This is a genomic window from Nocardioides pinisoli, from assembly GCF_024199985.1.
Lineage (GTDB): Bacteria > Actinomycetota > Actinomycetes > Propionibacteriales > Nocardioidaceae > Nocardioides > Nocardioides pinisoli.
This window is the reverse complement of sequence record NZ_JANARS010000001.1, coordinates 770,258-795,503: the sequence shown is the minus strand read 5'-3', so window position 1 is coordinate 795,503 and position 25,246 is coordinate 770,258. Positions and strand designations below refer to the sequence as shown.

At 70.3% G+C, this 25,246-nt stretch carries 25 protein-coding genes; 12 read left to right on the top strand and 13 right to left on the bottom strand.

From position 1 onward, the window contains the following. Positions 1-247 precede the first annotated feature (247 nt). A complete protein-coding gene (locus NCI01_RS03820) occupies positions 248-1,606 on the top strand; it encodes a helix-turn-helix domain-containing protein (RefSeq protein ID WP_254180132.1) in 1,359 nt (452 codons plus the stop codon). A 64-nt stretch (positions 1,607-1,670) separates the two neighbouring features. Here the strand turns inward: NCI01_RS03820 and NCI01_RS22010 are convergent, their stop codons facing one another. Then, on the bottom strand, positions 1,671-1,796 hold the full coding sequence (locus NCI01_RS22010) for a hypothetical protein (RefSeq protein WP_302181440.1): 126 nt from the start codon (positions 1,794-1,796) through the stop codon (positions 1,671-1,673). 290 nt (positions 1,797-2,086) lie between these two features. Between NCI01_RS22010 and NCI01_RS03815 the strand changes: the two genes are divergently transcribed. Together NCI01_RS03815 and NCI01_RS03810 are read left to right on the top strand one after the other, a co-directional pair. After that, positions 2,087-2,839, top strand: a complete 753-nt coding sequence (locus NCI01_RS03815; protein WP_254180131.1) for a hypothetical protein — start codon at positions 2,087-2,089, stop codon at positions 2,837-2,839. A gap of 17 nt (positions 2,840-2,856) precedes the next feature. After that, positions 2,857-4,308, top strand: a complete 1,452-nt coding sequence (locus tag NCI01_RS03810) for a nucleotidyltransferase domain-containing protein (protein WP_254180130.1) — start codon at positions 2,857-2,859, stop codon at positions 4,306-4,308. Between the two features lie 7 nt (positions 4,309-4,315). Here the strand turns inward: NCI01_RS03810 and NCI01_RS03805 are convergent, their stop codons facing one another. Further along, the gene (locus NCI01_RS03805; RefSeq protein WP_254180129.1) at positions 4,316-5,185 is read right to left on the bottom strand and encodes a hypothetical protein; all 870 of its coding nucleotides are present in this window, start codon (positions 5,183-5,185) and stop codon (positions 4,316-4,318) included. 233 nt (positions 5,186-5,418) lie between these two features. On the opposite strand from NCI01_RS03805, the gene NCI01_RS03800 reads away from it, so the two are divergent. Next, complete coding sequence (locus tag NCI01_RS03800) at positions 5,419-6,828, top strand: tyrosine-protein kinase domain-containing protein (protein ID WP_254180128.1); 1,410 nt, start codon at positions 5,419-5,421, stop codon at positions 6,826-6,828. A 196-nt stretch (positions 6,829-7,024) separates the two neighbouring features. Next, positions 7,025-7,930 carry a hypothetical protein gene (locus tag NCI01_RS03795; protein ID WP_254180127.1) on the top strand — a complete coding sequence of 302 codons (906 nt, stop codon included), beginning with the start codon at positions 7,025-7,027 and terminating at the stop codon, positions 7,928-7,930. 13 nt (positions 7,931-7,943) lie between these two features. On the opposite strand, the gene NCI01_RS03790 is transcribed toward NCI01_RS03795, so the two are convergent. The 7 genes from NCI01_RS03790 to NCI01_RS03760 form a co-directional block, all read right to left on the bottom strand. Then, on the bottom strand, positions 7,944-9,431 hold the full coding sequence (locus NCI01_RS03790) for a sensor histidine kinase (protein WP_254180194.1): 1,488 nt from the start codon (positions 9,429-9,431) through the stop codon (positions 7,944-7,946). Positions 9,432-9,618: 187 nt separating this feature from the next. Beyond that, positions 9,619-9,924, bottom strand: a complete 306-nt coding sequence (locus NCI01_RS03785; RefSeq protein ID WP_254180126.1) for a DUF1416 domain-containing protein — start codon at positions 9,922-9,924, stop codon at positions 9,619-9,621. A 1-nt stretch (position 9,925) separates the two neighbouring features. Next, a complete protein-coding gene (locus NCI01_RS03780) occupies positions 9,926-10,789 on the bottom strand; it encodes a sulfurtransferase (protein ID WP_254180125.1) in 864 nt (287 codons plus the stop codon). A 33-nt stretch (positions 10,790-10,822) separates the two neighbouring features. After that, on the bottom strand, positions 10,823-11,305 hold the full coding sequence (locus tag NCI01_RS03775) for a DUF4395 domain-containing protein (protein WP_254180124.1): 483 nt from the start codon (positions 11,303-11,305) through the stop codon (positions 10,823-10,825). Between the two features lie 288 nt (positions 11,306-11,593). After that, a complete protein-coding gene (locus NCI01_RS03770) occupies positions 11,594-12,094 on the bottom strand; it encodes a TlpA family protein disulfide reductase (RefSeq protein ID WP_254180123.1) in 501 nt (166 codons plus the stop codon). Between the two features lie 132 nt (positions 12,095-12,226). Then, a complete protein-coding gene (locus tag NCI01_RS03765) occupies positions 12,227-14,422 on the bottom strand; it encodes a hypothetical protein (RefSeq protein WP_254180122.1) in 2,196 nt (731 codons plus the stop codon). A gap of 109 nt (positions 14,423-14,531) precedes the next feature. Next, positions 14,532-14,831, bottom strand: a complete 300-nt coding sequence (locus tag NCI01_RS03760; RefSeq protein WP_254180121.1) for a MoaD/ThiS family protein — start codon at positions 14,829-14,831, stop codon at positions 14,532-14,534. Between the two features lie 67 nt (positions 14,832-14,898). Between NCI01_RS03760 and NCI01_RS03755 the strand changes: the two genes are divergently transcribed. The 3 genes from NCI01_RS03755 (at position 14,899) to mshD (ending at position 17,568) form a co-directional block, all read left to right on the top strand. After that, positions 14,899-15,627 (top strand): winged helix-turn-helix transcriptional regulator, encoded by a 729-nt coding sequence (locus NCI01_RS03755; protein ID WP_254180120.1) that lies wholly within the window; start codon positions 14,899-14,901, stop codon positions 15,625-15,627. Positions 15,628-16,248: 621 nt separating this feature from the next. Beyond that, positions 16,249-16,704 carry a hypothetical protein gene (locus NCI01_RS03750; protein WP_254180119.1) on the top strand — a complete coding sequence of 152 codons (456 nt, stop codon included), beginning with the start codon at positions 16,249-16,251 and terminating at the stop codon, positions 16,702-16,704. Positions 16,705-16,752: 48 nt separating this feature from the next. Continuing rightward, positions 16,753-17,568, top strand: coding sequence for a mycothiol synthase (gene mshD / locus NCI01_RS03745; RefSeq protein ID WP_254180118.1), 816 nt, complete (start codon positions 16,753-16,755; stop codon positions 17,566-17,568). A gap of 164 nt (positions 17,569-17,732) precedes the next feature. Here the strand turns inward: mshD and ygfZ are convergent, their stop codons facing one another. From ygfZ to NCI01_RS03730, 3 genes are all read right to left on the bottom strand, one after another. Then, a complete protein-coding gene (gene ygfZ / locus NCI01_RS03740) occupies positions 17,733-18,680 on the bottom strand; it encodes a CAF17-like 4Fe-4S cluster assembly/insertion protein YgfZ (protein ID WP_254180117.1) in 948 nt (315 codons plus the stop codon). A 9-nt stretch (positions 18,681-18,689) separates the two neighbouring features. Further along, a complete protein-coding gene (locus NCI01_RS03735) occupies positions 18,690-19,124 on the bottom strand; it encodes a Fur family transcriptional regulator (protein ID WP_254180116.1) in 435 nt (144 codons plus the stop codon). Between the two features lie 76 nt (positions 19,125-19,200). Continuing rightward, on the bottom strand, positions 19,201-19,695 hold the full coding sequence (locus NCI01_RS03730) for a heme-binding beta-barrel domain-containing protein (protein ID WP_254180115.1): 495 nt from the start codon (positions 19,693-19,695) through the stop codon (positions 19,201-19,203). Between the two features lie 23 nt (positions 19,696-19,718). Here NCI01_RS03730 and NCI01_RS03725 point away from each other — a divergent pair, with 23 nt between their 5' ends. The 4 genes from NCI01_RS03725 to NCI01_RS03710 all read left to right on the top strand — a co-directional run bounded on the left by NCI01_RS03725 (position 19,719) and on the right by NCI01_RS03710 (position 24,080). After that, the gene (locus tag NCI01_RS03725; RefSeq protein ID WP_254180114.1) at positions 19,719-20,081 is read left to right on the top strand and encodes a DsrE family protein; all 363 of its coding nucleotides are present in this window, start codon (positions 19,719-19,721) and stop codon (positions 20,079-20,081) included. A 46-nt stretch (positions 20,082-20,127) separates the two neighbouring features. After that, positions 20,128-22,305, top strand: a complete 2,178-nt coding sequence (locus NCI01_RS03720; RefSeq protein ID WP_254180113.1) for an RNA degradosome polyphosphate kinase — start codon at positions 20,128-20,130, stop codon at positions 22,303-22,305. A 106-nt stretch (positions 22,306-22,411) separates the two neighbouring features. Next, positions 22,412-23,029 (top strand): DUF47 domain-containing protein, encoded by a 618-nt coding sequence (locus NCI01_RS03715; protein WP_254180112.1) that lies wholly within the window; start codon positions 22,412-22,414, stop codon positions 23,027-23,029. A 55-nt stretch (positions 23,030-23,084) separates the two neighbouring features. Next, entirely contained in the window at positions 23,085-24,080 is a 996-nt protein-coding gene (locus NCI01_RS03710; RefSeq protein ID WP_254180111.1) for an inorganic phosphate transporter, read from the top strand. A 276-nt stretch (positions 24,081-24,356) separates the two neighbouring features. On the opposite strand, the gene NCI01_RS03705 is transcribed toward NCI01_RS03710, so the two are convergent. Further along, on the bottom strand, positions 24,357-25,241 hold the full coding sequence (locus tag NCI01_RS03705) for a hypothetical protein (RefSeq protein ID WP_254180110.1): 885 nt from the start codon (positions 25,239-25,241) through the stop codon (positions 24,357-24,359). Between the last annotated feature and the right edge of the window lie 5 nt (positions 25,242-25,246).

Here is a 25,246-nt window from a genome sequence, read left to right as displayed (position 1 = left end):
ATACGCTAAGCGACGGAGGGCCACTTCGTGGAAAGTTGAACCAAGACGAACCGTTAGTGGACCGTGTTGTTCCTCACCCGTTACCCGCAACCCACCCCTACGGGGGCCCTCGTGCTGTCGAGTTACCGGCACCTGCCACTGTGTGGTGAAGCGAGGCGATGGCCGCGCACGGCAATCACAGCAAACCTGACGGATCGTTTTTGCCAGAATTCAACAACTTGGCTCGCTCGACCCTCACAATGGCCGAATGGACGCTCGTCAGGCCGAACTGCTCGCCCAGTCCGATGCCCACGACCTAGGCCGGCGGTTGCGCTCGATTCGCGTCGCTCAAGGTCTTACGCAAGGCGATGTCGTCGGCGACGCGATGTCGGTTGCCTACCTTTCTCGCCTAGAGACCGGCGCGCGCCGACCGACGGTGAAAGCGCTCACCGCTCTCGCGGCCCGGCTCGACGTAACCATCGAATCACTGCTCGACCCCGAGCCCGGCGCGGACCCTGACGAGGTCCGTCTCGCCCTCGACTACGCCGAGCTCGCACTCGAGTCTGGAGAGCCCGACGAGGCCGCTCAGCACATCGACGCCGCGTTGTGCGAGCTGGATAACGTTCCAGGTACCGGAGCGCGCGAACGCGCCGCGCTCCTGCAGGCTCGCTCCCTCGAGGCACGCGGCCGCGAGGACGAGGCGATCATCGAGCTCGAGTCGCTTGTTGCCAACGACGCTCTCAGCAGCCTCGGTCGCATCAGGGCTGGGATTGCCTTGAGCCGCATCCACCGCGAGACCGGTGACCTCGGCCGCGCGATCACCTGTGGCGAGGAGGTGCTGTCGCAGCTCAGCACCGCCGGCCTCGAGGCCAGCGATGAAGCAGTGCAGCTCTCTGTGACAGTCGCCGCCGCGTACTTCGAGCGGGGCGATACCGCCCACGCCGTTCGGCTGTGCAGCAAGGCCATCTCCCAGGCGGAAACCCTCGACTCCTCGCGCGCCCGCGCGTCTGCGTATTGGAACGCCAGCGTCATGCAGGCCAACCGAGGTGACATCGCAGCCGCGGTGCCGCTCGCCGAGAGGGCGCTCGCCCTGCTCAGCGAGGGCCAGGACGCTCGCAATCTCGCGCGGCTGCGCACCGAGGTCGGCCGCCTGCAGCTCGAGCTGGACCCGCCCGCAGTTGATGAGGCGCGCGAGAACCTCACGCAGGCAGTCTCCGAGATGGAGTGGAGCAGCGCGTCACCCACCGACCGTGCGTGGACGCTGCTCGGCTTGGCTCGCGCTGCCTATCTCTCCGGCGAGCTGGAGCAGGCTCGTGAACTCATCATCGAGGTCGAAGCCACTTCGAGCGGGCACGCGCCCTTGGCGGAGGCGGAGGCGCTGACGTTGGCGGGCCGGACGTGTGCCGCCGAGGGTCGGATGGATGCGGCAGCCGACTTCTACCAGCAAGCCGTCTTGCGGCTGTCGGCAATCGGTGCCGACAAGGCCGCTGCCCAGTCGTGGTTCGACCTCGCGGCTCTGCTCGAGAGCGTCGACCTGGCCGAGGCCGCCCGCGACGCCTACCGTCGCGCAGCGGTCTCGACCGGTCTCCGCACTCGTTCGGCGGTCGCCTCACCGGTCCGCGTGTGAGGTGATCCGGCCTCAGCCCGCGCGTGCGGGCCAAGGCCGCCGACGACCGCGAGTCAAGCGTGGATCAGCAGCACCACACGTTGCGCTGCTGCTGCACGTTGTTCTGCGGGGCCGCGCTGACCGGAGCCGCCATGCCGGCGATGCTGACGATGGCGGTGGCGGCGACGACGAGGCGAGCGATGGTCTTCATGAGGAACTCCTTGTGGGGTGTGGGGCTGACCGAGCGAACACAGGGGAATCGTTCGCCCGCGGCGATTGTGTCAAAAATGCTGCGGAGGCGCGCCGTGTCTGGCAAACTCAGTCAAGACAGATTGGCAAATGCCCCCGCCGAGACGTCCAGCTCGTCAAGTGCCCCCACTACGAGCCAAGAATTGCGCTTCACCCCACGGAGCGCCCGGAGCCCCCCGCACCCCACGCGGGGGGCCCATTCTTTTTCCTATCCCGGCCGAGTTTCGCGCCGGCCGGCCTAGGGTGGCGGCCATGCCCAGCACTGAGGAGCAGGCGGACGTCGTCGCCCACGTCTCGGCTTTTGGAGTCGTCGTGCCGATACGCACGTCCCATGCGCTCCGCGGGCCCGTGCTGGAAGCGTGGCGCGATGCGCTGACGGACGATGAGCCCACCACCGATGCGGTGCAGGCCGCTGGGACGGACGTCGAGAACGCCCTCCACCACCTCTCCCCCGCCGTCACGACCGCCGCGATTGACGCCAGGGCCGGACAGCTCGTGATGCTGCACGCTGCTGCTCTCGCCGACACCGAGACCGGGCGAACCGCCGTGTTGGTCGCGGCCTCAGGCACAGGCAAGACCACGGCGTCGCTAACCCTCGGCAAGACCTTTGCCTACCTGACGGACGAGACCGCGGCCATCACGCGCGACGGCGTCGTCCTTCAGTACCGCAAGCCACTGTCGATCATCGACGGCAGCCATGTGAAGAAGCAGATCGCGCCGTCTGCCCTCGGCCTGCGATCCACCGACTTGGACGGTCGGCTAGCAGCCCTGCTGATGATCGAGCGAGACCCTGGTCATGAGGGAGAGCCCCAGGTCGAGAAGTTGGACACCGTGGACGCTATTGCAGCCATTGCGCCGCAGTCGTCCTACCTGCCCAGCATGGACAAGCCGCTGCATCGCCTGGCCGAGCTGGTCCACCTCGTCGGCGGCGCCAGGCGCGTGCGCTACGCAGAGTCGGCAGACCTGGCGGCGGTGCTCACCCGGCTGTTAGCGGTCCCGTCGTGATCTTGAGACGCGGGAACGTGACCGACCACTACGTCGAGGACGAGCGCAGCGTCGTCATGGTGGACGAGAGCGTCCTTGGCCTCTCGCCGATCGCCACCACGATCCTGGAAGCCGTGCCGGACGGGAGCACAGTCACACTCCAAGCTGTGACGGAACACGTCGTGAGGACATTCGGCCCGCCCGACGATCCCAACTCGGCAGAAGATCTCACTCGGCAGCAGGTGTGGGATCTCGCAGCCCACAAGGTCTTGCTGGTGGTGGGAGATGAATTGTCGTTCTCCGAGCGACGAGCGGGAGAACTGGCTGGCGAAGAGCGTTCGGAAGGCGTGACCGCACTGAGGAGTGCGCTGCGACACCTGCGCGCAGGAACTGCAGGGACCTGGGTCCTTCCGGAGCGCGTTGGACCCACAAGCCTTGTTGCTGCGGCTCGCGCTCACCATGTCGTCCCCTCTATCGCGGCGAACCTGGACCGGCTCGCCCTTCCCAGGCAGGCAAGCTCTGAGCTGGAAGCGATGGCTGGCCGTCAGCGAGCGGGAGCGAAGCAGCTGGCAGCCGACCTAGTCGTGGTCAGCGATGCCTTGGCCGCAGAGAGGATCCCCGTGTTGGCCTTCAAAGGCGTGACACTCGCAGCGCAGGCCTATGGTGACTTCGCCATACGCGGCGCTGGCGACCTAGACGTGCTCGTTCCTCCGCAAGACGTCGACCGAGCCCATGGCGTCCTCAACGAGGCGGGGTGGACGCCAGCACCGGGCTTTCCGATACCGGGGCACTCGTGGGCATGGCGCCACCACCTGCAGACCGGCAATGAGCTGACGCTCATTGGCCCCCGTAGCAACGTCGACCTGCACTGGCACCTCGTCCCGATGCGAGGAGCCTTCCCAGACTTCGACGCACTCTGGAGGCGTCGCACCATCGTGTCCGTCGACGGCCATCCGATTCCGACGCTCTCTCCCTACGATGCGTTGGCGCATTCGTCCGGTCATGCTGCCAGGGACCGGTGGAGGTGGCTGCGGAGCCTGCTAGACGTCCACGTCCTCGCGTCCGATCCCAATACGTGGCACGGGGCCGATCGTCCGCTGCGCCCAGAGCAGCTGCTGTCCATCGGCTTGGCCGTGACCGAGTTTGGGATGCCGTCAGCAGCCCCGCCGATCGTTCATCTCGCGATGCAGAGGGTCGACCCAGGGTTACGTCGACGGGTGCTTCACGAGCAGGACGGGACCACTCCTCAGCATCAGCCGCTGTCCGTGCCCGGGATCAACTTCGTTCGCCGACTTCGCGAACTCGATCCCACCCCTAGCTCCATTGCGGAAGCGAGGCGACTCCTGAGCGAGAGCTTGCTCCCATCGAGGTTCACGACGCATGAATTGTCGCCCCACGCCATTGTGGCGGTGCCCCGCGTGCTTGGGAATCGTGCGGCCGAGGTGGTCTCCCGCCTGAGTGACAGACAGGACTCCGGTCGCGACCGATGAAATTGGGTCAGTAAGTGACGTTCGCAGACTTGAAGGCGCTGACTGACCCAGAGAAGACCTCGACATTCACCCAGCCGCTTGCATTGTCCTTCGGGTTGACGAAGTCCGCAGTCACGCTCAGAGTCTGCCCCGGAGCCAGGCCGGCTCCGGCTAGCACTGCGGTCAGGTCACTCAGGGTGGTGTTCCAGGTGCGCCCCTGAGTGAGGACAGTGAACTGCGTGGCGCGGTTGCCCACCACATCCGCCGACCAGGTGAAGTCCAACGATAGCGGAGCAAGAGTCTGCGTCGTGCTGCTGTTCGTGATGCCTAGCTTGAACTCGACGTGCTTGGTGCTGCCTTCGCTGTACTTGCGGGCGACAGCGTTGGTAATCGTGGCCGCGGGAGCAACGTACGCGAGCGGAATCGAGACCAATGCGCTTCCGGTCTTGGTCCAGGTGAAGTTGATGGTCGAGGTCACCGACGTCGTCGGGTTCGTCGACAACGTCACGACCGGTGCGAACGCCGCGACCGCTCCGCCAGCGACGTTGCCGTTGTACGTGTATGTCGCCGTGCTCCCCGAAAGTCCGGTGCGCGTCCAACCGGCCGGCGTCGTGGCCGACGCGATGGTGCCCGTGCTCACCGTGACGACAGCCGTGAGGCCGCTGACTGTCTGGGGGCCGGCGGTGAACTGCGACTTCAGGTTGAGCGTCGCCCCATCGCGAGTGCTGCCACTCGTCGAAGCGGAGCCGGTGGGCGTCACTCCCGACGTGTTGGCGTGCGCCGGCGCCGCGACGACGACCGTGACCGCCGATGCGGACCACGCTGCCCCACGCAGCGCGGTCCGACGGGTGATGCCGCTCTCGTTCGAGCGTGACTGACTGGTGAGCTGGTCGCTCATGTGGTGCCCCCACTGAAGTTGAGAGTGGTCGCCCCCGACCACTGCCGGTCAGCGTCCTGCCGTCCGGGTGATCGGAAGGCTATACAGCGAAATCGCGAGGACCGCCGACTTTTACCCGAATGAGCATTTCCTCGATGAATGTTGTACTTCCCCACGGAGCACCCGATTCGCGGGACGTTCCACGCGGTGGCACCTACGCTTCTCGAGACATCCGGGAAAGTAAAGGAGATCCGGTGGAGCTCGCCGACTACCTGCGCGTCCTGCGCAACCACTGGATCGCCGTGACGGCATTCGTCCTCGTGGCCGCGCTGGCCGCCTTCGGGTGGAGCAGCCTCCAGCCCAAGGTCTACGCCGCCAGCTCGTCGGGGTTCGTGACCTCCGGCGGCGGCGGCGACCCGGGACTCGACAGCCTCAACGACTCGCTGTCCAAGTCACGCGCGGCGTCCTACGTCGTCCTCGCCAAGGACCGCGAGACCGCCTCGCTCGTCATCGACGACCTCGGCCTCGACACCTCGCCCGAGGGCCTGGTCGGCAACATCGACGCGGCCCAGACCCCCGACACCGTCATCATCTCGATCACCGCCCGCGCGGGCACGCCCGAGGAGGCGCAGCAGCTCGCCGACGCCTGGGTGGGCGCGCTCGCGCAGCGGGTCAAGAGCATCGAGGCCGGCAAGTCCAGCGGCAGCCAGGGCCAGGGCATGCGCATCGAGGTCTCGGAGTCGGCCCAGCTGCCGACGAGCCCGGTCTCCCCGCAGGTCGAGCGCAACGTGCTGCTCGGTGCCGTGCTCGGCGCCCTGCTCGGGCTCGGCTACGCCGTCGTCCGCTCGCTGCTCGACCGCCGCATCCGCTCCAGCGAGGACGTCGAGCGCGACACGGGCGTGCCCGTCGTGGGCTCGGTCCCGGACGTGGGCAAGACCCCGGGCATCTTCGTCGGCACGGGCACCGGCACCGGCACCGCGGCCCTCGCCGCCGAGGGCGTACGCCGCCTGCGCACCAACCTCTCCTACATGGACGTCGACAACCCGCCACGGGCGATCGTCGTCACCAGCCCCAAGCAGGGCGAGGGCAAGTCGACCGTCGCGGCCAACCTGGCCGCCGCGATCGCCGGCTCCGGCCAGGCGGTGACCCTCGTCGACGCCGACCTGCGCCGCCCTGCCGTTGCCGGGATGGCAGGAGTCGACGACACCGTCGGCCTCACCGACGTGCTCACCGGTCGCCTCGAGCTGGTCGACGCCCTCCAGTCACACCCGACGGTCGAGGGGCTGAGCGTCCTCACCTCCGGCTCGCGCCCGCCCAACCCCAGCGAGATCCTGGGCTCGCAGGCCATGCGCGGCGTCATCGCCGACCTCAGCGCGAAGGGCATGGTCATCATCGACGCGCCCCCGCTGCTGCCGGTGACCGACGCCGCCGTCGTCGCCCACGCGGCTGACGGCGCCTTCGTGGTGGTCTCGGCCGGGCGCACGCTCGACACCGAGCTCGACAACGCCCTGGGCCACCTGCGCACCGTCAACGCCCGCCCGCTCGGCATCATCCTCAACCGGGTCTCCAAGCGGACCGTCGGCGCCGGCAACTACGGCCACTACGGCTACGGCACCGACGACTACGTCGAGAGCACCGCCGGGCGACGCAAGGGCTCGCGCTGATCCTCGCCTGACCCCACTCCGCCCGAAGGTCTGCACCAGCGGACCAGACCGGTCGGGGGGTGGATCAAGGTTTCCCTCACGTTCCCTTCAGCCCGGCTGGATCGGCCGGAAGTCGACCTACGCTCGCCGAACCGGCCCGTGGGGGTGCCGGCTTTCGCCGATATGTGGGGGTGGCACCGTGTCCGACCAGACACGCATGGGATCGACCGTGCTCAGCAGGCGGGCCGCCGTCCGGGGAGCCGTCTGGTCCATCCCGGCAGTCACCGTCGCGACGACCGCACCGGCCTTCGCCAACACCTCGGGGGCCTTGGCCGTCACCGGGCTGGTGGTCACCTACCTGACCGACCAGCCCGAGAAGGTCTCGGTGACGGCGACGGTGACGGGCTTTACGGACAGCTATCAGATGAGCCTGACCCTGCCGCCCGGCGTCTTCGACAGCGTCTCCGACGCCGCATCGGGCTCAGCCAGCACCGGGCTGGCCGACAGCCACACCCTGGTCCTCACGTCCGCGACCGCCGACTTCCACGCCACGCTCGACCTCGGGTCCCGGACCGCGCTGCCCTGGCGCGGATTCCAGGGCCCCGCGTTCACGGTCTCCGCCGTCGCCCGCGCCGACGGGCGGGAGTCCGCGACGACGACGACCGCCGTCGAGGCGTACGCCATGCCCGACAAGGTCCTGAACACGGATGCCTCGCCCACTGCGAGCCTCGCGCGCGTCTTCTCCGACAGCATCGCCGCCCACCAGGAACACCCCGGAGTGGTCGGGAAGATCGTGGTCGTGGTCGCGATCCCGCAGATCGCCGGCAAGGCCAAGCCGACGATCGCCGGCCAGCACCAGTCCTGGTCGGGCGGGGCCGTGGCCGACGCCGACGGCGAGTGGCTCTACCGGTTCGTCACGCATCAGTCCCACCACACCTCACGCACCGGCCTCGGTGCCAACCCCGACCGTGGTCCTGCGCCGGACGGCGGCAACCACTACGAGTTCTGGGCCCAGCTCTCCGGCATGCCGGCCGAGCTGGTCGGACGCTACGCGGGCTTCTTCTACTCCCTCGACGGAGACACGAAGTCGCGTTTCAACCGCAGCGCACAGATCACCGCCTGACCGGACGGGCCGGCTAGCGGGGCAGCATGACGCAGACGCTGGTGCCCTCGCCGAGCGTGCTCTCGAGCGACACCACGCCGCCGTGGGCCTCGACGATGCTGCGCACGATGGTGAGGCCCAGGCCGGTGCCTGCGATGTGGAGGCGCCGGGCGTTCTCGCCGCGGTAGAACCGGCCGAACACCTGCTCCAGCTCGGCCGCGTCGATGCCGGTGCCCTCGTCGGTGATCGTGAGCACCACGTGCCCCTCGCGGACGCCGAGGTCGACGGTGACCACGCCGCCCGTGGTGCTGTAGGAGACGGCGTTGTCGAGGAGGTTGTCGAAGACCTGGCGCAGGCGCATCCCGTCGGCGTCGGCCGGCAGGGAGTCCGGCACCCGGCTGACCAGGCGCACACCCCGGTTGTCGGCGTCGAGCGAGGCCGCGTCGACCGCCTCGCACAGCAGGACGGCGAGGTCGACGCGGTAGGGGTCGACCAGCGGCGAGCCGGCCGAGACGCGCGTGGTGAAGAGGAGGTCGGCGACCAGGTGCGAGAGCCGCAGCATGTTGCGCCGCGCCGCGGTCACCTGCTGGTGGCCCTCGGGGCTGACGTCGGTCGACTCGTCGAGCAGCTCGAGGTAGGCCAGCGCCGCCGTGAGCGGCGTGCGGAGCTCGTGGGAGATCGTCGAGACGAACTCGTCCTTGACGGCCATCGCACGAACTGAGTCGGTGATGTCGTGGTAGGCCAGCACGGCGCCGGTCAGCTCGCCCGCGCGGTCGAGCACGCGGCGCGCGGAGACCGACAGCGCGCGGCGCGCGTGCGGGTCCTTGCCCACCCACACGCGTACGTCGTCGAACTCCTCGCCGCGCGAGGCCCGCACCGACGGCATGTCGTCGTGGTCGAGCGGCTGCTGGTCGGCGTCGTAGGCGAAGCCGAGCTGTCCCGCCCTGCCGCGGTGGCCCTCGGGGAAGGCGAGGTCGAGGAACTCGCGGTGCCGGCCGTTGGTGGCGACGTAGCGGCCCTGGGCGTCGATCTGCAGGAGCCCGACGGCGACGCCCTCGAAGACCGCCTGGGCCGTACGACGCTCCGCCTCCGCCGCGGCCTCCGCCGCGTCGAGCCGGTCGACGAACGCCTGGCGCTCGCTGAGGTCGACGATCTGGGAGATGAAGTGGATCGGGGTGCCCATCGCGTCGCGCAACAGCGCGACGGAGAGGTCGCCGACCAGCGTGCTGCCGTCGGCACGGAGGTAGCGCTTGGTGATCCGGTAGGAGCTGATCTCGCCCGCCAGCGTCTGCTGGAAGAGCCGCAGGTCGGTGTCGAGGTCCGCGGGGTGGGTGATGTCCTGGAAGGACTTCGTGATGAGCACGTCGGCCTCGTGACCGAGCATGTCGCACAGCGCGACGTTGGCCGTCAGGAACGCGCCCGTCGGTGTCACGATGGCCATCCCGACCGGCGAGTGCTCCATCGTCAGGCGCCAGAGCTCGTCGGTCTCGAGCGCGGGCGCGGGAGCGATCTCAGCGACCATCACGCACCTCCGCTCTTCCCGACACAGCCCAAGACATGGCAGACAGCCCGAGCTGCCACGGTAGGACGTGAGCGGCGCGGCTGCCTCGGGTGTGGGAGAACAGTGGCGAAAATGAGAGGAACGCCCCGCGCTGAGCGCGCGGAGCGTCCCTCTCGTGGTCTGGACCAGTGAGCCGTCCAGGCTGGGGTCAGGCGCTGACGAGCACCTGCACCTCGGCGACGGACCCGGTCGCGGCGACGACGCGGGTGTCGACCGGCTCGGCCTTCGGCGCGAGCGTCCGCAGGGTCCACTCGCCGTCACCGGCGAAGAAGCGGAAGTGACCCGTCGCGGACGTCGGCACCTCCGCGGTGAACTCGCCGCTGCGGTCGAGCAGCCGGACGTACGCGTTGGCGACCGGCTCGTCGCCGGCGCGCAGCACCTGGCCCTGGATCACCGCTTCCTTGGCGACGTTGACGCCGTCGAGCGACAGGCCGCCCTCCTTGGCTCCGCACATGTCAGTTGCCCTTCCCGTCAGCGCTGCCGGGCTCGTCGCCGAGGGCGACCGGGACGCCGACCAGCGAGCCGTACTCGGTCCACGAGCCGTCGTAGTTCTTCACGTTCTTGCGGCCGAGGAGCTCGGTCAGCACGAACCACGTGAGCGACGAGCGCTCACCGATGCGGCACAGCGCGATGGTGTCCTTGTCGATGTCGAAGCCGACCTCGTCGTAGAGCGCGGCGAGCTCGTCGTCGGACTTGAAGGTGCCGTCGTCGTTGGCGTTCTTGCTCCACGGCACGTTGACCGAGGTCGGGACGTGACCGGCGCGCTGGGCCTGCTCCTGCGGGAGGTGGGCCGGGGCGAGCAGCCGGCCGGCGTACTCGTCGGGGCTGCGCACGTCGACGAGGTTCTGCGTGCCGATCGCGGCGACGACCTCGTCGCGGAAGGCGCGGATGGAGGTGTCCTGCTCCTTCGCGGTGTACGACGTCTTCTCGCGGGTGGGCAGCTCGTCGGTCAGCTCGCGGGAGTCGAGCTCCCACTTCTTGCGGCCGCCGTCGAGGAGCTTGACGTCCTCGTGGCCGTAGAGCTTGAAGTACCAGTAGGCGTAGGCGGCGAACCAGTTGTTGTTGCCGCCGTAGAGCACGACGGTGTCGTCGTTGCTGACGCCGCGCTCGGACAGCAGCGCCTCGAACTGCTCCTTGTTGACGAAGTCGCGGCGGACCTGGTCCTGGAGGTCGGTGGTCCAGTCGAGCTTGATGGCTCCCCGGATGTGGCCCTTGTCGTAGGCGGTGGTGTCCTCGTCGACCTCGATGAGGACGACGCCGTCGGTGTCGAGGTTGTCCTCGACCCACTGGGCGGTGACGAGCGAGTTCTCGCGGCTCATGGTGGTGTGCTCCTTGTGTGATGAACAGTCGTGTCAGGCGGTGGCGATGAAGCGGCGGACGAGCAGGTAGACCTCGCATCCCAGGCAGAAGGCGAAGACGGCGTTGAGCAGGGCGGCCACGAGCGCGAGACCGACCGCGACCTGGGCGACCACGGTGGCGCCGGCCGCGAAGGCGACCAGCCCGACGAGCGCGAACGCGAGGCCCACGGCCTGGGCGAAGCGCGGCGGCTCGGGGGCCTCCCACTCGGTGGGCGGTGCCAGCCGCGGGCGGACCAGCGTGCGGAAGAGCCAGGCGTGCGGCGTGGCCTGCACCCCGCGCACCGCGCCCACGGCGAACAGCGCCGTCTGCACGGCGAGCAGCCCGGCGGCGTACGGCGTGGGCAGCAGCAGCACGGCCACCAGGACGACGGCGGTCAGGGCGGCGGCGAGCTGCGGGGCGCGGGGGTCGATCGCGCCCTCCGGACGGAGGGGGGCGCCGGGACCCTGTGCGGGTCTGGGCGTGGCGGTGGTGGTCATGTCTCTCCTGAGGTCGGTCGGCACGGCGGGGGCCGGACGCGCCAGGACGAGGCCCGGCGCACGGGTCCCACGGGGCCGAGCGCGGTCCGGCGACGACAGGCCGGACGGAGGGCTCAGGCGAGCGGTGGGACCGCTACGACATTCGACACAGCGCCGAGCGCACGCGGCAGTGGTCCACTGCGCGGCGCTTGGTGAGCATGGTCGAGGACATGACGACGACCCTAGGGGCTCGGTGGGCTGATGCTCCGCTGCGTCTCACCATGTGGCCCACCCATCCATATCCTGAGATCAGACGCGGGCGAGCGCGGTCAGGACCTGGTCGCGGGAGGGCGCCCCGGTCGCACGGGTCACCTCGACGCCGGACGCGTCGAGCACGATCGTGGTGGGGGTGCGGAGGACGCCGAGGGTGCGGGTCGCCTCGAGGTGGTGCTCGGCGTCGATCTCGACGTGCGTGACGCCCTCGACCAGTCCGGTCACCTCGCCCAGCACCCGTCGGGTGGCGCGGCACGGCGCGCAGAACGCGCTGGAGAACTGCAGCAGCGTCGCCCGCTCCCCCAGCTGCTCGCCGACCGCAGCGACCAGGTCGGCGCCGGGCCGCGCGACGCTCGCCTCGTCCGACGCGGCGGCGGGGGCGGCCTCGGCCGACGACGCGGGGGAGGTCTCGTCGCGACCTGCGGGAGTGCGTACGACGTGGGTGCCGCGGAAGCGGCCGTCGGTCGCGGCACGCCAGAGCCCGACGGCCAGCGCCAGCGCGGCGGCAGCGACGACGATCCAGGCTCCGGTGCTCACACCGGCGCAACGACGCGGGTCGGCCGATTTGTTCCGGCGCGGCTGGAGACGGAGCGAGGCCCCGGGACGGATCCCGGGGCCTCGCGTGGTCGAGCAGGTGGTGCAGTGGAGCAGGTGGAGCGGCGCAGAGGGTCAGCGCTTGATCTTGACCTTCTTCATGATGTCGCCGGAGCCGACCTTGCCCTTGCCCTTCACGGTGAAGACGAGCTTGTGCTTGCCCTTGCCGAGCGCCTTCTTGAAGCGGACGACGCCCTTGCCCTTCTTGATCTTGGCCTTGCCGAGCTTCTTGAGCTTGTCCTCGCCGTTCTTCTTGACGCCGACGTTCTCGAAGACGGTGACGGTGGCCTTGACCTTCTTGGCCTTGAGGGGCTTGACCTTCAGCGTGATCGCGGCCGACTTCTTGGAGACCTTGGCCTTGACCTTGGGCTTGTAGCCGACCTTGTAGGTCGCCTTGGTGATCGCCTGGCCCTGCGTGAAGCCGATGTCGTTGGTGACGCGGCCGGTGATCTTGTCGCCGAGGTGCTTCTTGGTGAGCTTGAGCGACGGGCCGGTGGCGATCACGGCGCCCTTGACGAGCCACTCGTAGGTGAACTCGTTGTCGGCCATCTGGGTCCACACGCCCTTGTCGAGGCGGATGGTCTTCTTGACCCACGCGTCACCCTCGATGGTCGGACGCTCGACGGCCTTCACGCCCGCGGCGAGCGCGGCGGAGATGCCGGTCACGACCTGGCCGGGCTTGACCGTGATGGTCTTCGCCTCGCCGGCGACCGCGTCGTCCCACCACTCGGAGACGTGGCGCGAGGCGCCGAACTGGGCCTTGTACTCGCCCGGCCAGAGGCTGCGGGTCTCGTAGGTGCCGTCCGCCTCGAACTCCTCGGCGGCGTAGGTGAAGTTGCCGTCCGCGTCGAGGAAGCCCACGTAGGGGTCCTCGGGGGCGCCGCCCGCCTCGCTGGTGACCGCACCGGCGATGCCACCGGCGACCGGCTGGACGAAGTCGATGACCTGCGGGGCAGCCGACACCGCGGTGGCGGTGTCGTAGCCGTACTTCTGGCCGGTCCAGATCGAACGGCGCGCGAAGTCGCCGTCCTCGCGGGCGGTCTCACCCTCGACGACGATCTTGAACTCGGTCTCGCCGCCGATGCGGTCGAGGGTGGTGAAGGCGTAGCCACCCGAGCGGTTCGAGATCGTCCGGGCGACCTCCTTGCGGTCGAGCGGGTTGGCCGGGGTGTCGTAGGCCACGATGTCGTAGCCGACGCCGATGCCGCCGAGCTGGTCGCGGACCGTGCCGCTGAGGTCCACCCCGGTGAGGGCGGGCTTCGACTTCGTCGCCAGGCCGGCGTCGATGCCGGTCACGGCCTGGCCGGGAGCCACGGTGACGATGATCGGGTCCGAGACCGGGTCGCCGTCCTCGTCGATCGCGACGTTGTTGTAGTACTCGGGGAGGAACTCGTCGATCGGGTCGTAGAAGTAGACCTCGTGCGCGCCGGTGGACGCGCCCTCGATGGTGTAGACGCCGTCGCCGTTGGTGTAGTCGCAGTTGGACTCCGCGCAGACCTCGACCCGGTTGAGGGGCACGCCCGCTGCGTCGCTGACGACGCGGCCGGAGATCGAGCCGCCGGGGGCCAGGGTCACGGTGCCCACGCTCGCGCCGGGCACGACGGCGTCGGCGGTGGCGAGGTCGGCCTTGTCGGAGTAGTACTCGGTGGCCAGCGACTTGCCGCTCACCGGGTCGCTACCGGAGAACCGCAGCTTGACGGCCTCCTGGGCGCCGATGCTGAAGGCGCCGCTGGCGTTGGTGGTGTCGGTGGCGAGGAGGGCGTTGTCGTCGGCGGCGTAGGCCTGCACGCTCGCGCCCCGCACCGGGCGACCGGCGGTCGTGGCGACCGTGCCGGTGACGGTGGGGATCGAGTCGATCGTCCACGCCGGGAGGACCTGCGCGGCGCCGGCGACTGTGATCACGTCGGCAGACGCGATGTCGGCCTTGTCGCGGTAGTACTCCGAGATGTACTCGTCCGAGCCCGAGGTCGGGAAGAACTCGAGCTTGTAGATGCCGTCCTCGAGGGCGAGGTCGAAGGCACCGCCCTGGGTGAGCACGCTCAGGTCGAAGTCGGACTCGAAGGACTCGACGATGCCGTCGCCGTCCTCATCGCGGTAGACGAAGACGTAGCCGTCGACGTAGTTGCCCGCGGCGTCGATGGTGTTGCCGCTGATCGTGACCGCGGCGTGGGCCGGCGCTGCCAGCCCGATCGCGAGACCCGCGAACGCCGTCGCGGCGGCGGTGCCGCCTGCGACGAGGCGCACGAAGGCTCCCCCGTGTGTGCTTGTCATGCTTTCCCCTTTGTGACTCATGCCGGCACGCGACGTACCAGACACGCAGGCCATCCCCCGTCGGGCGCCTGTCGAAACGTAGTTCTACCGCATAACTGCCTTCTTGCGCTCACCCTCCGGCAAATGGAGGCAGCAGCTCGACGACCGCCCCAGGGCGTACGACGACAGCCGCGGGGTCCTGCGAGCGGACCGGCTGGTCGCCGAGAAGCACCGAGCAGACGCCGACGGTGCGAGCCATCTGCTCGCCGGGGTGACGCTCCAGGACGAGGGCGACGACGTCGGCCAGGCTCAGCTCGCCCGCCGTCACGAACGTGTCCTCGGCGGTCCCGGCCGCGGCCCGGGCTCCCGCCCAGTAGCGCACGGTGATCGCTGTCTCACGACTCCGTTCGAGGTCCGTCGGGTGGCTCATGCGGGATATCCTTCCTCATCCCCGGCTGACCCCCGGCCGATCCCCCGCCTGCGAGGAGGGCCCCGCGATGAGCGCACTGCTGCTGCTCACGGGTGCGCTGCAACCCTCCGCCGAGGTGCTCCCGGGCCTGGCCCTGCTGTCCCACTCGGTGAAGATCGTCCCGGCCCAGGGCAGCGCCCTGCTCGACGCCCCCGAGTCCGACCTCGTCCTCGTCGACGGCCGCCAGGACCTCGCCGCGGCGCGCGACCTCTGCCGGCTGATCCGCACCACCGGCACCGACGCCCCGGTCCTGCTCATCGTCACCGAGGGCGGCCTCGCCGTCGTCGCCCACGACTGGGGCATGGACGACGTCGTGCTGCACACCTGCGGCCCGGCCGAGCTCGACGCCCGGATCCGCCTCGCGATCGGCCGCGCCGGCGCCGCCGCCCCCGACGACCCCGCCGCCCACGTCATCCACCGCGGTGAGGTCGTCGTCGACGACGCGACCTACACCGCCCGCATCGGCGGCCGCCCGCTCGACCTCACCTACAAGGAGTTCGAGCTCCTGAAGTACCTTGCCCAGCACCCCGGCCGGGTCTTCAGCCGCGAGCAGCTGCTCCAGGAGGTCTGGGGCTACGACTACTTCGGCGGCACCCGCACCGTCGACGTCCACGTCCGCCGCCTCCGCGCCAAGCTCGGCACCGAGCACGAGCACCACATCGGCACCGTCCGCAACGTCGGCTACCGCTTCGTCGTGCCCTCGCGCGACACGGCCGACTCCCCGGCCTCCTCCCCGACGGGCGTCCGCAAGTCCTGACCCTGCGGGGAGCATCGTCCCGACATGTCGAGGACGACCCTCCCCACTGTCCTGTCCACAGCCACGACGCGGCCGGGGTTGCCCGCCGGCGGCCGGGGCAGACGTACGGCATGCGCCTCGACGCCGTCACTCACCTCATCGCCCACCAGGACGGCGTCGTCACCCGTGCCCAGCTGCTCGCGGCCCGGCACACGAAGGCCCAGGTCGAGACCTCGCTGCGCAGACGCGAGCTCGTCGCGATGCACCCTGGGGTCTACCTCACCCACACCGGGACACCGACGTGGTCCCAGCGGTGCTGGGCGGCCGTCCTGTACGCCGGACGCTCGGCGTTGCACCTCGAGTCGGCGCTGCACCAGCCCGGCCGGGAGGCTGCACCTCGAGGCCCGATCCACGTTGCGGTGGACTGGAGCCGCCGGGTCGCGCCGCAGGACGGGATCCGGATCCACCGGGTGCGCGGGCTGGACGACAAGGTGCAGTGGAACCTCGCGCCACCACGCGTCCGGCTCGAGGTGGCTGCCGTGGAGGTCGCCCACCCGTGCGTCGGACGACCTCGCCGCCATCTCGGCCCTCGCCTCGGTCGTCGGCGCGCGACGCACGGTGGCGAGCCGGCTGCGGGACGAGATGCAGCGGCGCGGACGGCTGCGTCGCCGTGTCCTGCTGACCGACCTCCTCGCCGACCTCGAGCGGGGCACGCACAGCGTCCTCGAGCACGGCTACCTCACGCGGGTCGTGCGACCGCACCGCCTGCCCGAGCCCACGTCGCAGCAGGCGCCGGTGGTCGCCGCGGACGGCAGGCAGTACCGCGACGCCGAGCACGCCGACCTCGACGCGGTCGTCGAGCTGGACAGTCGCCTCCACGACGAGACGGAGGCCCGGGACGACGACGCCGACCGCGACCTCGACGACCTGGCTCGGGGACGGGTCGCGCCACGGCTGCGCTACCGGCAGGTCTTCTCCACCCCCTGCCGGACCGCGCTCCGGATGGCGGCCGTGTTCCGCGATCGCGGCTGGGAGGGGACCCCCGTCCCGTGTGCCTCCCCTGCCTGCGAGGTCAGACAGTGGGGAGACTCCTCCTGACATGTCAGGGACGACCTGCCCCGCTCCTCGCCCACTAGGGTCGGGATCATGGACGCCGCCCGAGAGACCGTCGCGCAGATCGCCGCCGAGGCCGCGGCCGCCGACGGCGCCGACCCGCTCGACGAGGCCGCCCGCATCGCGCTCGCCGACGGCACGGCCGACGTCATCGCCGAGGACGACGCGTTCGCGCTGCTGCACAACGGCGACCTCTCGCTCGTCGTACGCCCGGCGGCCCGCGGTCGCGGCCTCGGGTCCGCGCTGCTCACGCGCGCCGAGTCGTCGTACGACGCCGGGATGACGGCGTGGTCCCACGGCAACCACCCGGCCGCCGCCCGGCTCGCCGCGAGCCACGGGTGGGACCGGGTGCGCGACCTCTGGGTGATGCGCCGGGCGACCTCGCTGCCCCTGCCCGCCCTCGAGGTGCCGGCCGGCGTCACCATCAGGTCCTACCGCGACACCGACGCCGCCGACGTGGTCGCCGTCAACGCCGCCGCCTTCGCCGACCACCCCGAGCAGGGGGCGATGGACCTCGACAACCTCGCCCGCCGGATGGCCGAGCCGTGGTTCGACCCGGCCGGCCTGCTCGTCGCGGAGGACGAGTCAGGGATGCTCGGCTTCCACTGGACCAAGCAGCACGACGCGCGCCTCGGGGAGGTGTACGTCGTCGGCGTCGCGCCGTCCGCCCAGGGCCGCGGCCTCGGCAAGCTGCTCACCCTCGCCGGGCTGCACCACCTCGCGGGCCTCGGTGTCGACGAGGTGCTGCTCTACGTAGAGTCCGACAACGCCCCCGCGGTCGCGGTCTACTCACGCCTCGGCTTCGGGCACGCCGACGCCGACACCCACGTGCAGTACCGCCGCCGCTGACCTGGCCCTCGGCCCGGCGCGACCCCCAGCGTCATACGAACCCGCACCCACAGGTGCCGATCGGGATGACGCTCGACCTGGGCACCCCGGCAGCGTCATACGAAGCCGCACCCATCGGTGCCGATCGGTATGACGCCCGTCCCCGGCGACCGCAGAGGCCGGCGTCAGCGCAGGGGGCGGACGTGCAGGCCGACCTCGGGGTCGACGACGACCTCCTGGGCGGCGGGCATCTCGTCGACGGTGAGCGTCGCGTCGACCGGGACGTTGCGCTTGACCAGGGCGAGCGCGATGGGGCCGAGCTCGTGGTGGCGGGCGCTGGAGCCGACGAAGCCGACGTCGCGGCCGTCGTACGACACCGGGGAGCCGGCGGCGGGCAGGCGGTTCTCCGAGCCGTCGAGGTGCAGCAGCACCAGCCGGCGGGGCGGACGGCCGAGCGTGTGGACGCGCGCGACGGTCTCCTGGCCGCGGTAGCAGCCCTTGTCGAGGTGCACCGCCGGCCCGATCCAGCCGACCTCGTTGGGGATCGTGCGGTGGTCGGTGTCGAGGCCGAGCCGCGGCTCGCCGCGCTCGATGCGCAGCGCCTCGAAGGCCCACAGCCCGCACGCCGGCCCGGCCGCCTCGGCGTAGGCCTCCAGCTTGTCGCGGGGCACGAGGTCGTAGCGGCCGCCCTGTCGTGACGGGTCCTCCCCCGGGCGCCACATGACGGCGATGTCGTCGACGAGCGCGATCTCGACCCGCGTCATGAACTTCATCCGCTCGAGCCACTCCGCCAGCGCCGCGCCCGCGCCGGGCTCGGTGTGGGCGGTGAACGCCTCGCCGTCGTCGACCCCGGCGAAGGCGTGCTCGACGTGGCCCTGCGGGCTCAGCACCAGTGCCTGGGTCCAGGCGCCCGGGGCGAGGCCGGCGAAGTACTGCGTGGTCAGGTTGTGCAGCCACGACAGCCGCTCCGGACCCGAGATGCGTACGACGTCGCGGTGCGAGAGGTCGACGAAGCCGTCGCCCTGCGCGAGGCTGCGCTGCTCGGTGTTGAAGGAGCCGTAGTGGGCGGCGACGGGGGCGTCGATGCCGTCGCCGGCGACGGCACCGGGCAGGGCGAGGAGGGGGCTGGCCATGCCTCGAGTCTAGGTCGGCTCGGGTGAGGCGGCCGCGGCCGAGCAGTCGGCGCAGGTGCCGAAGATCGCGAGGTGGCCGACGTCGACCGAGAACCCGTCCTCCCCCAACGCGGCGACGAGCGACTGCACGAGGGCGGGGTCGTAGGAGCGGACCGAGTGGCAGCCGCGGCACACCACGTGGACGTGCTCGTGCTCGCGGGTGGAGTGGTAGGTCGGCGCGCGGTCGCTGAGGTGGGTGTGGCGCACCAGCCCGAGCTCCTCGAGGACCTCGAGGGTGCGGTAGACGGTGGAGGCGTTGACCGAGCTCACCTGGCTGCGCACGTGCGCGAGCACCTCGTCTGGGGTGGCGTGCCGGAGCTCCTCGACGGCGCGCAGGATCAGCTCGCGCTGCGGGGTGAGCCGCAGCCCCTGCTCCCGCAGCCTCGCCGCCAGGTCGTCGCTCATGGCGCCGGGTTCCGGGGTCCCCGCGGCGCTCGTTCGGGGGAGCGAAGCGGAGGAGAAGGACGTCGTGGGGTGGTCATCAGGCTCGCTTGAGGCGCGCCCAGAGGTGCGGCTGGAGCTCCTGGCCGACGGCCTTCATGTCGTAGGCGTAGAGCAGGTCGCCGTCGACGTTGCCGTACATCCGCGAGCCGCCGGTGACCTCCTTCGCGGTCTCGGTGAAGGAGACCCCGGCGGTGTGCATCTCGAGCTTGCCGCCCTCGGCCGCGCCGTACCAGACCTCCGAGAAGCCGATGTTGTGGGCGAGGAGGAGCTCGACCTTGCCGGGCTCGGGGCAGCGCAGGAAGCCGGACTCCATCGCGGCGTCGCGGACGAACTCGCCCTGCTCGTCGACGATCCACGCGCGCGCCATGTAGTGGAAGAACGGGCGGCCGTCGTGGGTGAAGATCAGCTCCTGGCCGAACTGGAACTTCTCGATCGTGGGGTAGTCGCCGTGGCCGTTGCCGCGCCACGTGCCGAGCAGCCAGGCGACGGGGCCGCAGTTGGGGTGCAGATTGTCGGGCAGCTCGAAGGGCATGGGCGCGAGTCTAGTGTTCAGCCATGGCTCGCTCACTGGTCGTCAAGGTCACCTGCGGCGCCGAGGACGCCGAGCGCTGCAACCAGGCGTTCACCGTCGCCGCGTCCGCCGCCGCGTCGGGCGCCGAGGTGTCGCTGTGGCTGACCGGCGAGGCCGCGTGGTTCGGCGTCCCCGGGCGGGCCGAGGCCTTCGACCTGCGCCTGGCCACCCCGCTCGACCAGCTGATGGCGGTGGTCCTCGACTCCGGCTCGGTCACCGTCTGCTCGCAGTGCGCCGCGCGGCGCGACATCGGCGAGGCCGACCTGCGCGAGGGCGTACGCATCGCGGGTGCCGCGGTCTTCGCCGAGGAGGTCCTGGGCGAGGGTGTCCAGGCGCTGGTCTACTGACGCGAGCGTCACTCGGCGTTCACCAACCGGTGCCACACTGGACGACATGTCAGACCCGGCCACCCTCACCAGCGCAGTCTCACCGTCGGTGGAGGAGGGGCCGGTCGCCGACCCGCTGGGTCACCCCACCGACACCTTCGACGTCGAGCCGCCCTACCTGCCCGATGCCGAGGCGATCGCCGGCGTGGAGAAGTACGCCGACCGCTTCATCGACCGTGAGATCTCGTGGGTCCGCTTCAACCAGCGCGTCCTCGAGCTGGCCGAGGACCCCGGGCTGCCGCTGCTCGAGCGCGCCCGCTTCCTGGCGATCTTCGCCAGCAACCTCGACGAGTTCTTCATGGTCCGCGTCGCCGGCCTCAAGCGGCGCATCGCGGCCGGGGTCGCCGTGCGGGCCGCCAGCGGGATGATGCCGCGCGAGCAGCTCGAGACGCTGTGGGTCGAGAGCCGGACGCTGATGGAGCGCCACGCCCGCGCGCTGGTCGACCTCCTGCCCGAGCTCGGCGGCCACGGCATCGAGATCCTCCGCTGGTCCGAGCTCGACCGCGAGGAGCAGAAGACCTGCAAGAAGCTCTTCAGGGACCGGATCTTCCCCGTCCTCACCCCGCTCGCCGTCGACCCCGCCCACCCCTTTCCCTACATCTCCGGGCTGTCGCTCAACCTCGCGGTCGTCGTACGCCACCCGACGACGGGCACCGAGCACTTCGCGCGCGTCAAGGTGCCGCCGACCTTCGGCCGCTTCGTCGGGGTCGGCAACCAGCGCTTCGTGCCGATCGAGGACGTCATCGGCGAGCACCTGAAGAAGCTCTTCCCGGGCATGGAGGTCATGGCCTCGCACACCTTCCGGGTCACCCGCAACGAGGACCTCGAGGTCGAGGAGGACGACGCGGAGAACCTCCTCAAGGCCCTCGAGAAGGAGCTGCAGCGGCGCCGGTTCGGCCCGCCGGTGCGCCTCGAGGTCGAGGAGTCGATGGACCCCAAGGTGCTCGAGCTGCTCGTCTCCGAGCTCGGCGTCGGGCGCGACGAGGTCGTCTCCCTGCCCGGCCCGCTCGACCTCACCGGCCTCCACTCCATCGCCGACCTGCCCCGCGACGACCTCAAGTACGCCGCCTTCCTGCCGTCGACGCACCCCAGCCTGGCCGAGGTCGAGTCGTCCTCCCCCGTCGACGTCTTCGACTCCGTGTCGCGCCACGACGTGCTGCTGCACCACCCCTACGACTCCTTCGCCACGTCGGTGCAGCGCTTCCTCGAGCAGGCCGCGGCCGACCCGCACGTGCTCGCGATCAAGCAGACGCTCTACCGCACCTCCGGCGACAGCCCGATCATCGAGGCGCTCATCGACGCCGCTGAGGCCGGCAAGCAGGTGCTGGTGATCGTGGAGATCAAGGCGCGCTTCGACGAGCAGAACAACATCCGCTGGGCCCGCAAGCTCGAGCAGGCCGGCTGCCACGTCGTCTACGGTCTCGTCGGGCTCAAGACGCACTGCAAGCTGTCGATGGTGGTGCGCGACGAGCCCGAGGGCATCCGGCGCTACGTCCACCTCGGCACCGGCAACTACAACCCCAAGACGGCCCGCGTCTACGAGGACCTCGGCCTGCTGACGGCCAACCCGGAGATCGGCGAGGACGTCGCGCTCCTGTTCAACAACCTGTCCGGGATCAGCCGCAACCGCACCTACGACCACCTGCTCGTCGCGCCCCACAGCGTGCGCGAGGGCCTCGTCGCCCACATCCACCAGGAGATCGCCCACCACCAGGCCGGCCGGCCCGCGGGGATTCGGATCAAGGCCAACTCGGTGGTCGACGAGGCGGTGATCGACGCGCTCTACCTCGCCTCGCAGGAGGGGGTGCGCGTCGAGCTGCTCATCCGCGGCATCTGCGCCCTGCGACCCGGCGTACCCGGCCTGTCCGAGACCGTGCGCGTGCGCTCGATCCTCGGGCGCTTCCTCGAGCACAGTCGCATCTTCTGGTTCGAGAACGGCGGCGAGCCGGCCGCGTGGATCGGCTCGGCCGACATGATGCACCGCAACCTCGACCGCCGCGTCGAGGTGCTCGTACGCCTGCGGGACCCGCACGTCGTACAGGAGATCGGCGCGCTGCTCGACCTCGCGTTCGACCCGGGGACGACGGCCTGGGAGCTCGACGCCCACGGCGAGTGGCAGCTGCACCGCGGCGAGCGCCACCTGCAGGACGAGCTCATCGTGCGCCAGCGCGTACGTCGTCGCTGAGCGCCGCATCACACAGGCGTTCGAACCGGGCCCCGAGGTTGCGTCTCTGGGCCGCTGACCCCCTAGCATGAACCACGGTTCATCCGCCCCCCGTTCGGAGTTCACCGTGCGTTTGAAGTTCCGCCCTGTCGACAGCTCGTTCTACGACCTCTTCAGCGAAGCTGCCAACCACCTCGTCGTCGGCTCGCAGCTCCTCAGCGAGATGCTGTCGGTCGGCAACTCCAAGGCAGAGATCGCCCAGCGCATGCGCGAGGCCGAGCACGCTGCCGACGAGACGACCCACTCGATCATCCGACGGGTCAACAGCACGTTCGTCACGCCGTTCGACCGCGAGGACATCTACTCCCTCGCCTCGGCGCTCGACGACGTCATGGACATGATGGACGAGGCCGTCGACCTGGTCCTGCTCTACGAGGTCACCTCGCTGCCGCCGGAGACCACCCAGCAGGTCGAGGTGCTGCAGCGCTGCGCCGAGCTGACCGCGGCGGCGATGCCCAAGCTGGAGTCGATGGGCTCGCTCGACGAGTACTGGATCGAGATCAACCGGCTCGAGAACACCGGCGACAAGTCCTACCGCCGGATCCTGGCCAACCTGTTCAGCGGCGAGTTCGAGGCCCTCGAGGTCATGAAGCTCAAGGACATCGTGGAGTCGCTCGAGGGGGCGATCGACGCCTTCGAGAAGGTCGCCAACATCGTCGAGCAGATCGCGGTCAAGGAGTCCTGACCCCGATGCTGACGCCTGCCACCCCCTTGCCCTCGCGCGCCCGGAGCACGGCCTGATGGAGCTCGGGATCATCATCGCGGTCGTCGTCGTCGCCCTGATCTTCGACTACACCAACGGCTTCCACGACGCGGCCAACGCCATCGCGACGTCCGTCTCGACGGGCGCCCTCAAGCCGCGCGTGGCCCTGGCCATGGCGGCCATCATGAACTTCGTCGGCGCGTTCCTGGGCCAGAAGGTCGCCCAGACCGTGTCGGAGACGATCGATCCGGGCACCGGCAGCCACGGTCTGGTGATCGTGATGTGCGGCCTGCTCGGCGCCATCACGTGGAACATGATCACCTGGTACTACGGCCTGCCGTCGTCGTCCTCGCACGCCCTCATCGGCGGCCTCGTCGGCGCCGCGGTCGCGGCCGGCGCGACCGCCAACTGGCTGGTCGTGCTGGAGAAGGTCGTCATCCCGATGTTCGTGTCGCCGCTCGTGGCCTTCACCCTCGGCTTCGCGCTGATGCTCGGCATCATGTGGGCCTTCCGGCGGGCCAACCCGGGCCGCGCCAACCGCGGCTTCAAGATCGCGCAGACCGTCTCCGCCGCCGCCATGGCCCTCGGTCACGGCCTCCAGGACGCCCAGAAGACGATGGGCGTCATCTTCCTGGCGCTGCTCACCGGCGGCTACGTCGCCGCCTCCGACCCCCTGCCCCTCTGGGTGATCGTCGCCGCGGCGACCGCGATCTCCCTCGGCACCTGGTCCGGCGGCTGGCGCATCATGCGCACCCTCGGCCGCCGCATCATCCACCTCGACCCGGCCCGCGGGTTCGCCGCCGAGTCGGTCGCCGCGTCCGTGCTCTACTCCACGGCCTACGTCTTCGAGGCGCCGATCTCGACCACCCACACCATCACCTCCGCGGTCATGGGCGTCGGCGCCACCAAGCGCCTCTCCGCCGTCCGCTGGGGCGTGGCGAAGTCGATCCTCACCGCCTGGGTGCTCACCTTCCCGGCCGCCGCCCTCGCCGCCGCCATCTGCTACTGGGTCGCGCACATCTTCCTCCCCTGACGGGCCCGCCCCCGTCCCCCGGCCTTCGGCAACCGCGCTTCCCGCCGGTCGTCGGCCGTCGGTCGTCGGCCCGGTCGCCCGGCCGGTCGTCATCCCGGGGGTCATCCGGGGTAGTTAAGGGAGAGGTGGCGGTTGTGGGCGGTAGCTAAGGGAGAACTGGGCGATCTGGCGGTAGTCCATGGTCACGTGGCCCTTAACTACCCCACGACGTCGGAGCCCCCGCCAGCACGTTCCGCCTTGGTCACGCGGCCGGCCAGCCGTCGTCGCAGTACGTCGTCACGCCGCGCGGCGGTAGCGCAGCAGCCGCTCCCGTTGCGCCGCGGAGAGGGCCCGACGTGCTGCCACCGTGCTGGTGTCGATCCACCAGGCCGGCTTCTCCAGCGTCCACGCCCGCGCCCCTGACCGCTCGATCGCCCGGCTGTGCGCGCCCTCGAGGCGGGCGAGGAAGTTGGTGAGGTTGCCGGCGTCCGAGGCCACCATCGTGGCGCCCTCGAGTCCGGCAGATCGCAGCTTCTCCTCGCGCGCCACGTCGGCGGCACGCCGCTCGCCCAGCAGGTGGAGAGAGCCCTCGTACTCGCCGTACACACCTGCCACCGGATCGAGCAGGTCCGGGGTCGCCAGATGGACGCCATTGCGCGAGAAGACCGGCGCGTTGCACATGAGCGTCGCGCCGGGCCGAGCCGCAAGCCAGATGCCCCGCATCCTGACCTCGGCCGGAGACCACGCGTTCTCCCGGATGTGCGGCAAGGCGTCCCGCACCATGCCGACCCCGGTCTGGATGGGCAGCTCGGTGAGGCAGTAGCGGGCGATCTCGTCGCGAGAGACGAGGTCGCTGTAGCAGGCCATGTCGGCGATCTCGAGAGCGCACGTGAGAGTGGCCGCGCGGCGCATCTCGTACGTCACGCTCCGCACCGGGGTGGTGATGCGAAGTCCGTCGATCCTCATCACCTCACCGGGCGGAAGGAACTCCTGGTCGGTCACGGCGAGATGCTTCTGGGTCCCGCCACCGTGCCCAATGCCGAGGGCGATCGGCACCGGCGCGGCGTCGTCCTCGCCGAACCAGCGGGCATTCGTCCAGGCCAGCGCGGCCCAACCGGTCACCACGCCGCTGCGATACATCGCCGCCGCCTCCACGATGCGTTGATGCGCCGTCAGCTCCACGCCGG

Bases quoted from the DNA above. Each gene is read 5' to 3' on its own strand.
- NCI01_RS03820 (WP_254180132.1), top strand. From the start codon at position 248: ATGGACGCTCGTCAGGCCGAACTGCTCGCCCAGTCCGATGCCCACGAC.
- NCI01_RS22010 (WP_302181440.1), bottom strand. From the start codon at position 1,796: ATGAAGACCATCGCTCGCCTCGTCGTCGCCGCCACCGCCATCGTCAGC.
- NCI01_RS03815 (WP_254180131.1), top strand. From the start codon at position 2,087: ATGCCCAGCACTGAGGAGCAGGCGGACGTCGTCGCCCACGTCTCGGCT.
- NCI01_RS03805 (WP_254180129.1), bottom strand. From the start codon at position 5,185: ATGAGCGACCAGCTCACCAGTCAGTCACGCTCGAACGAGAGCGGCATC.
- NCI01_RS03795 (WP_254180127.1), top strand. From the start codon at position 7,025: ATGGGATCGACCGTGCTCAGCAGGCGGGCCGCCGTCCGGGGAGCCGTC.
- NCI01_RS03790 (WP_254180194.1), bottom strand. From the start codon at position 9,431: ATGGTCGCTGAGATCGCTCCCGCGCCCGCGCTCGAGACCGACGAGCTC.
- NCI01_RS03785 (WP_254180126.1), bottom strand. From the start codon at position 9,924: ATGTGCGGAGCCAAGGAGGGCGGCCTGTCGCTCGACGGCGTCAACGTC.
- NCI01_RS03780 (WP_254180125.1), bottom strand. From the start codon at position 10,789: ATGAGCCGCGAGAACTCGCTCGTCACCGCCCAGTGGGTCGAGGACAAC.
- NCI01_RS03775 (WP_254180124.1), bottom strand. From the start codon at position 11,305: ATGACCACCACCGCCACGCCCAGACCCGCACAGGGTCCCGGCGCCCCC.
- NCI01_RS03765 (WP_254180122.1), bottom strand. From the start codon at position 14,422: ATGACAAGCACACACGGGGGAGCCTTCGTGCGCCTCGTCGCAGGCGGC.
- NCI01_RS03760 (WP_254180121.1), bottom strand. From the start codon at position 14,831: ATGAGCCACCCGACGGACCTCGAACGGAGTCGTGAGACAGCGATCACC.
- NCI01_RS03755 (WP_254180120.1), top strand. From the start codon at position 14,899: ATGAGCGCACTGCTGCTGCTCACGGGTGCGCTGCAACCCTCCGCCGAG.
- NCI01_RS03750 (WP_254180119.1), top strand. From the start codon at position 16,249: ATGCAGCGGCGCGGACGGCTGCGTCGCCGTGTCCTGCTGACCGACCTC.
- mshD (WP_254180118.1), top strand. From the start codon at position 16,753: ATGGACGCCGCCCGAGAGACCGTCGCGCAGATCGCCGCCGAGGCCGCG.
- ygfZ (WP_254180117.1), bottom strand. From the start codon at position 18,680: ATGGCCAGCCCCCTCCTCGCCCTGCCCGGTGCCGTCGCCGGCGACGGC.
- NCI01_RS03735 (WP_254180116.1), bottom strand. From the start codon at position 19,124: ATGAGCGACGACCTGGCGGCGAGGCTGCGGGAGCAGGGGCTGCGGCTC.
- NCI01_RS03730 (WP_254180115.1), bottom strand. From the start codon at position 19,695: ATGCCCTTCGAGCTGCCCGACAATCTGCACCCCAACTGCGGCCCCGTC.
- NCI01_RS03725 (WP_254180114.1), top strand. From the start codon at position 19,719: ATGGCTCGCTCACTGGTCGTCAAGGTCACCTGCGGCGCCGAGGACGCC.
- NCI01_RS03720 (WP_254180113.1), top strand. From the start codon at position 20,128: ATGTCAGACCCGGCCACCCTCACCAGCGCAGTCTCACCGTCGGTGGAG.
- NCI01_RS03710 (WP_254180111.1), top strand. From the start codon at position 23,085: ATGGAGCTCGGGATCATCATCGCGGTCGTCGTCGTCGCCCTGATCTTC.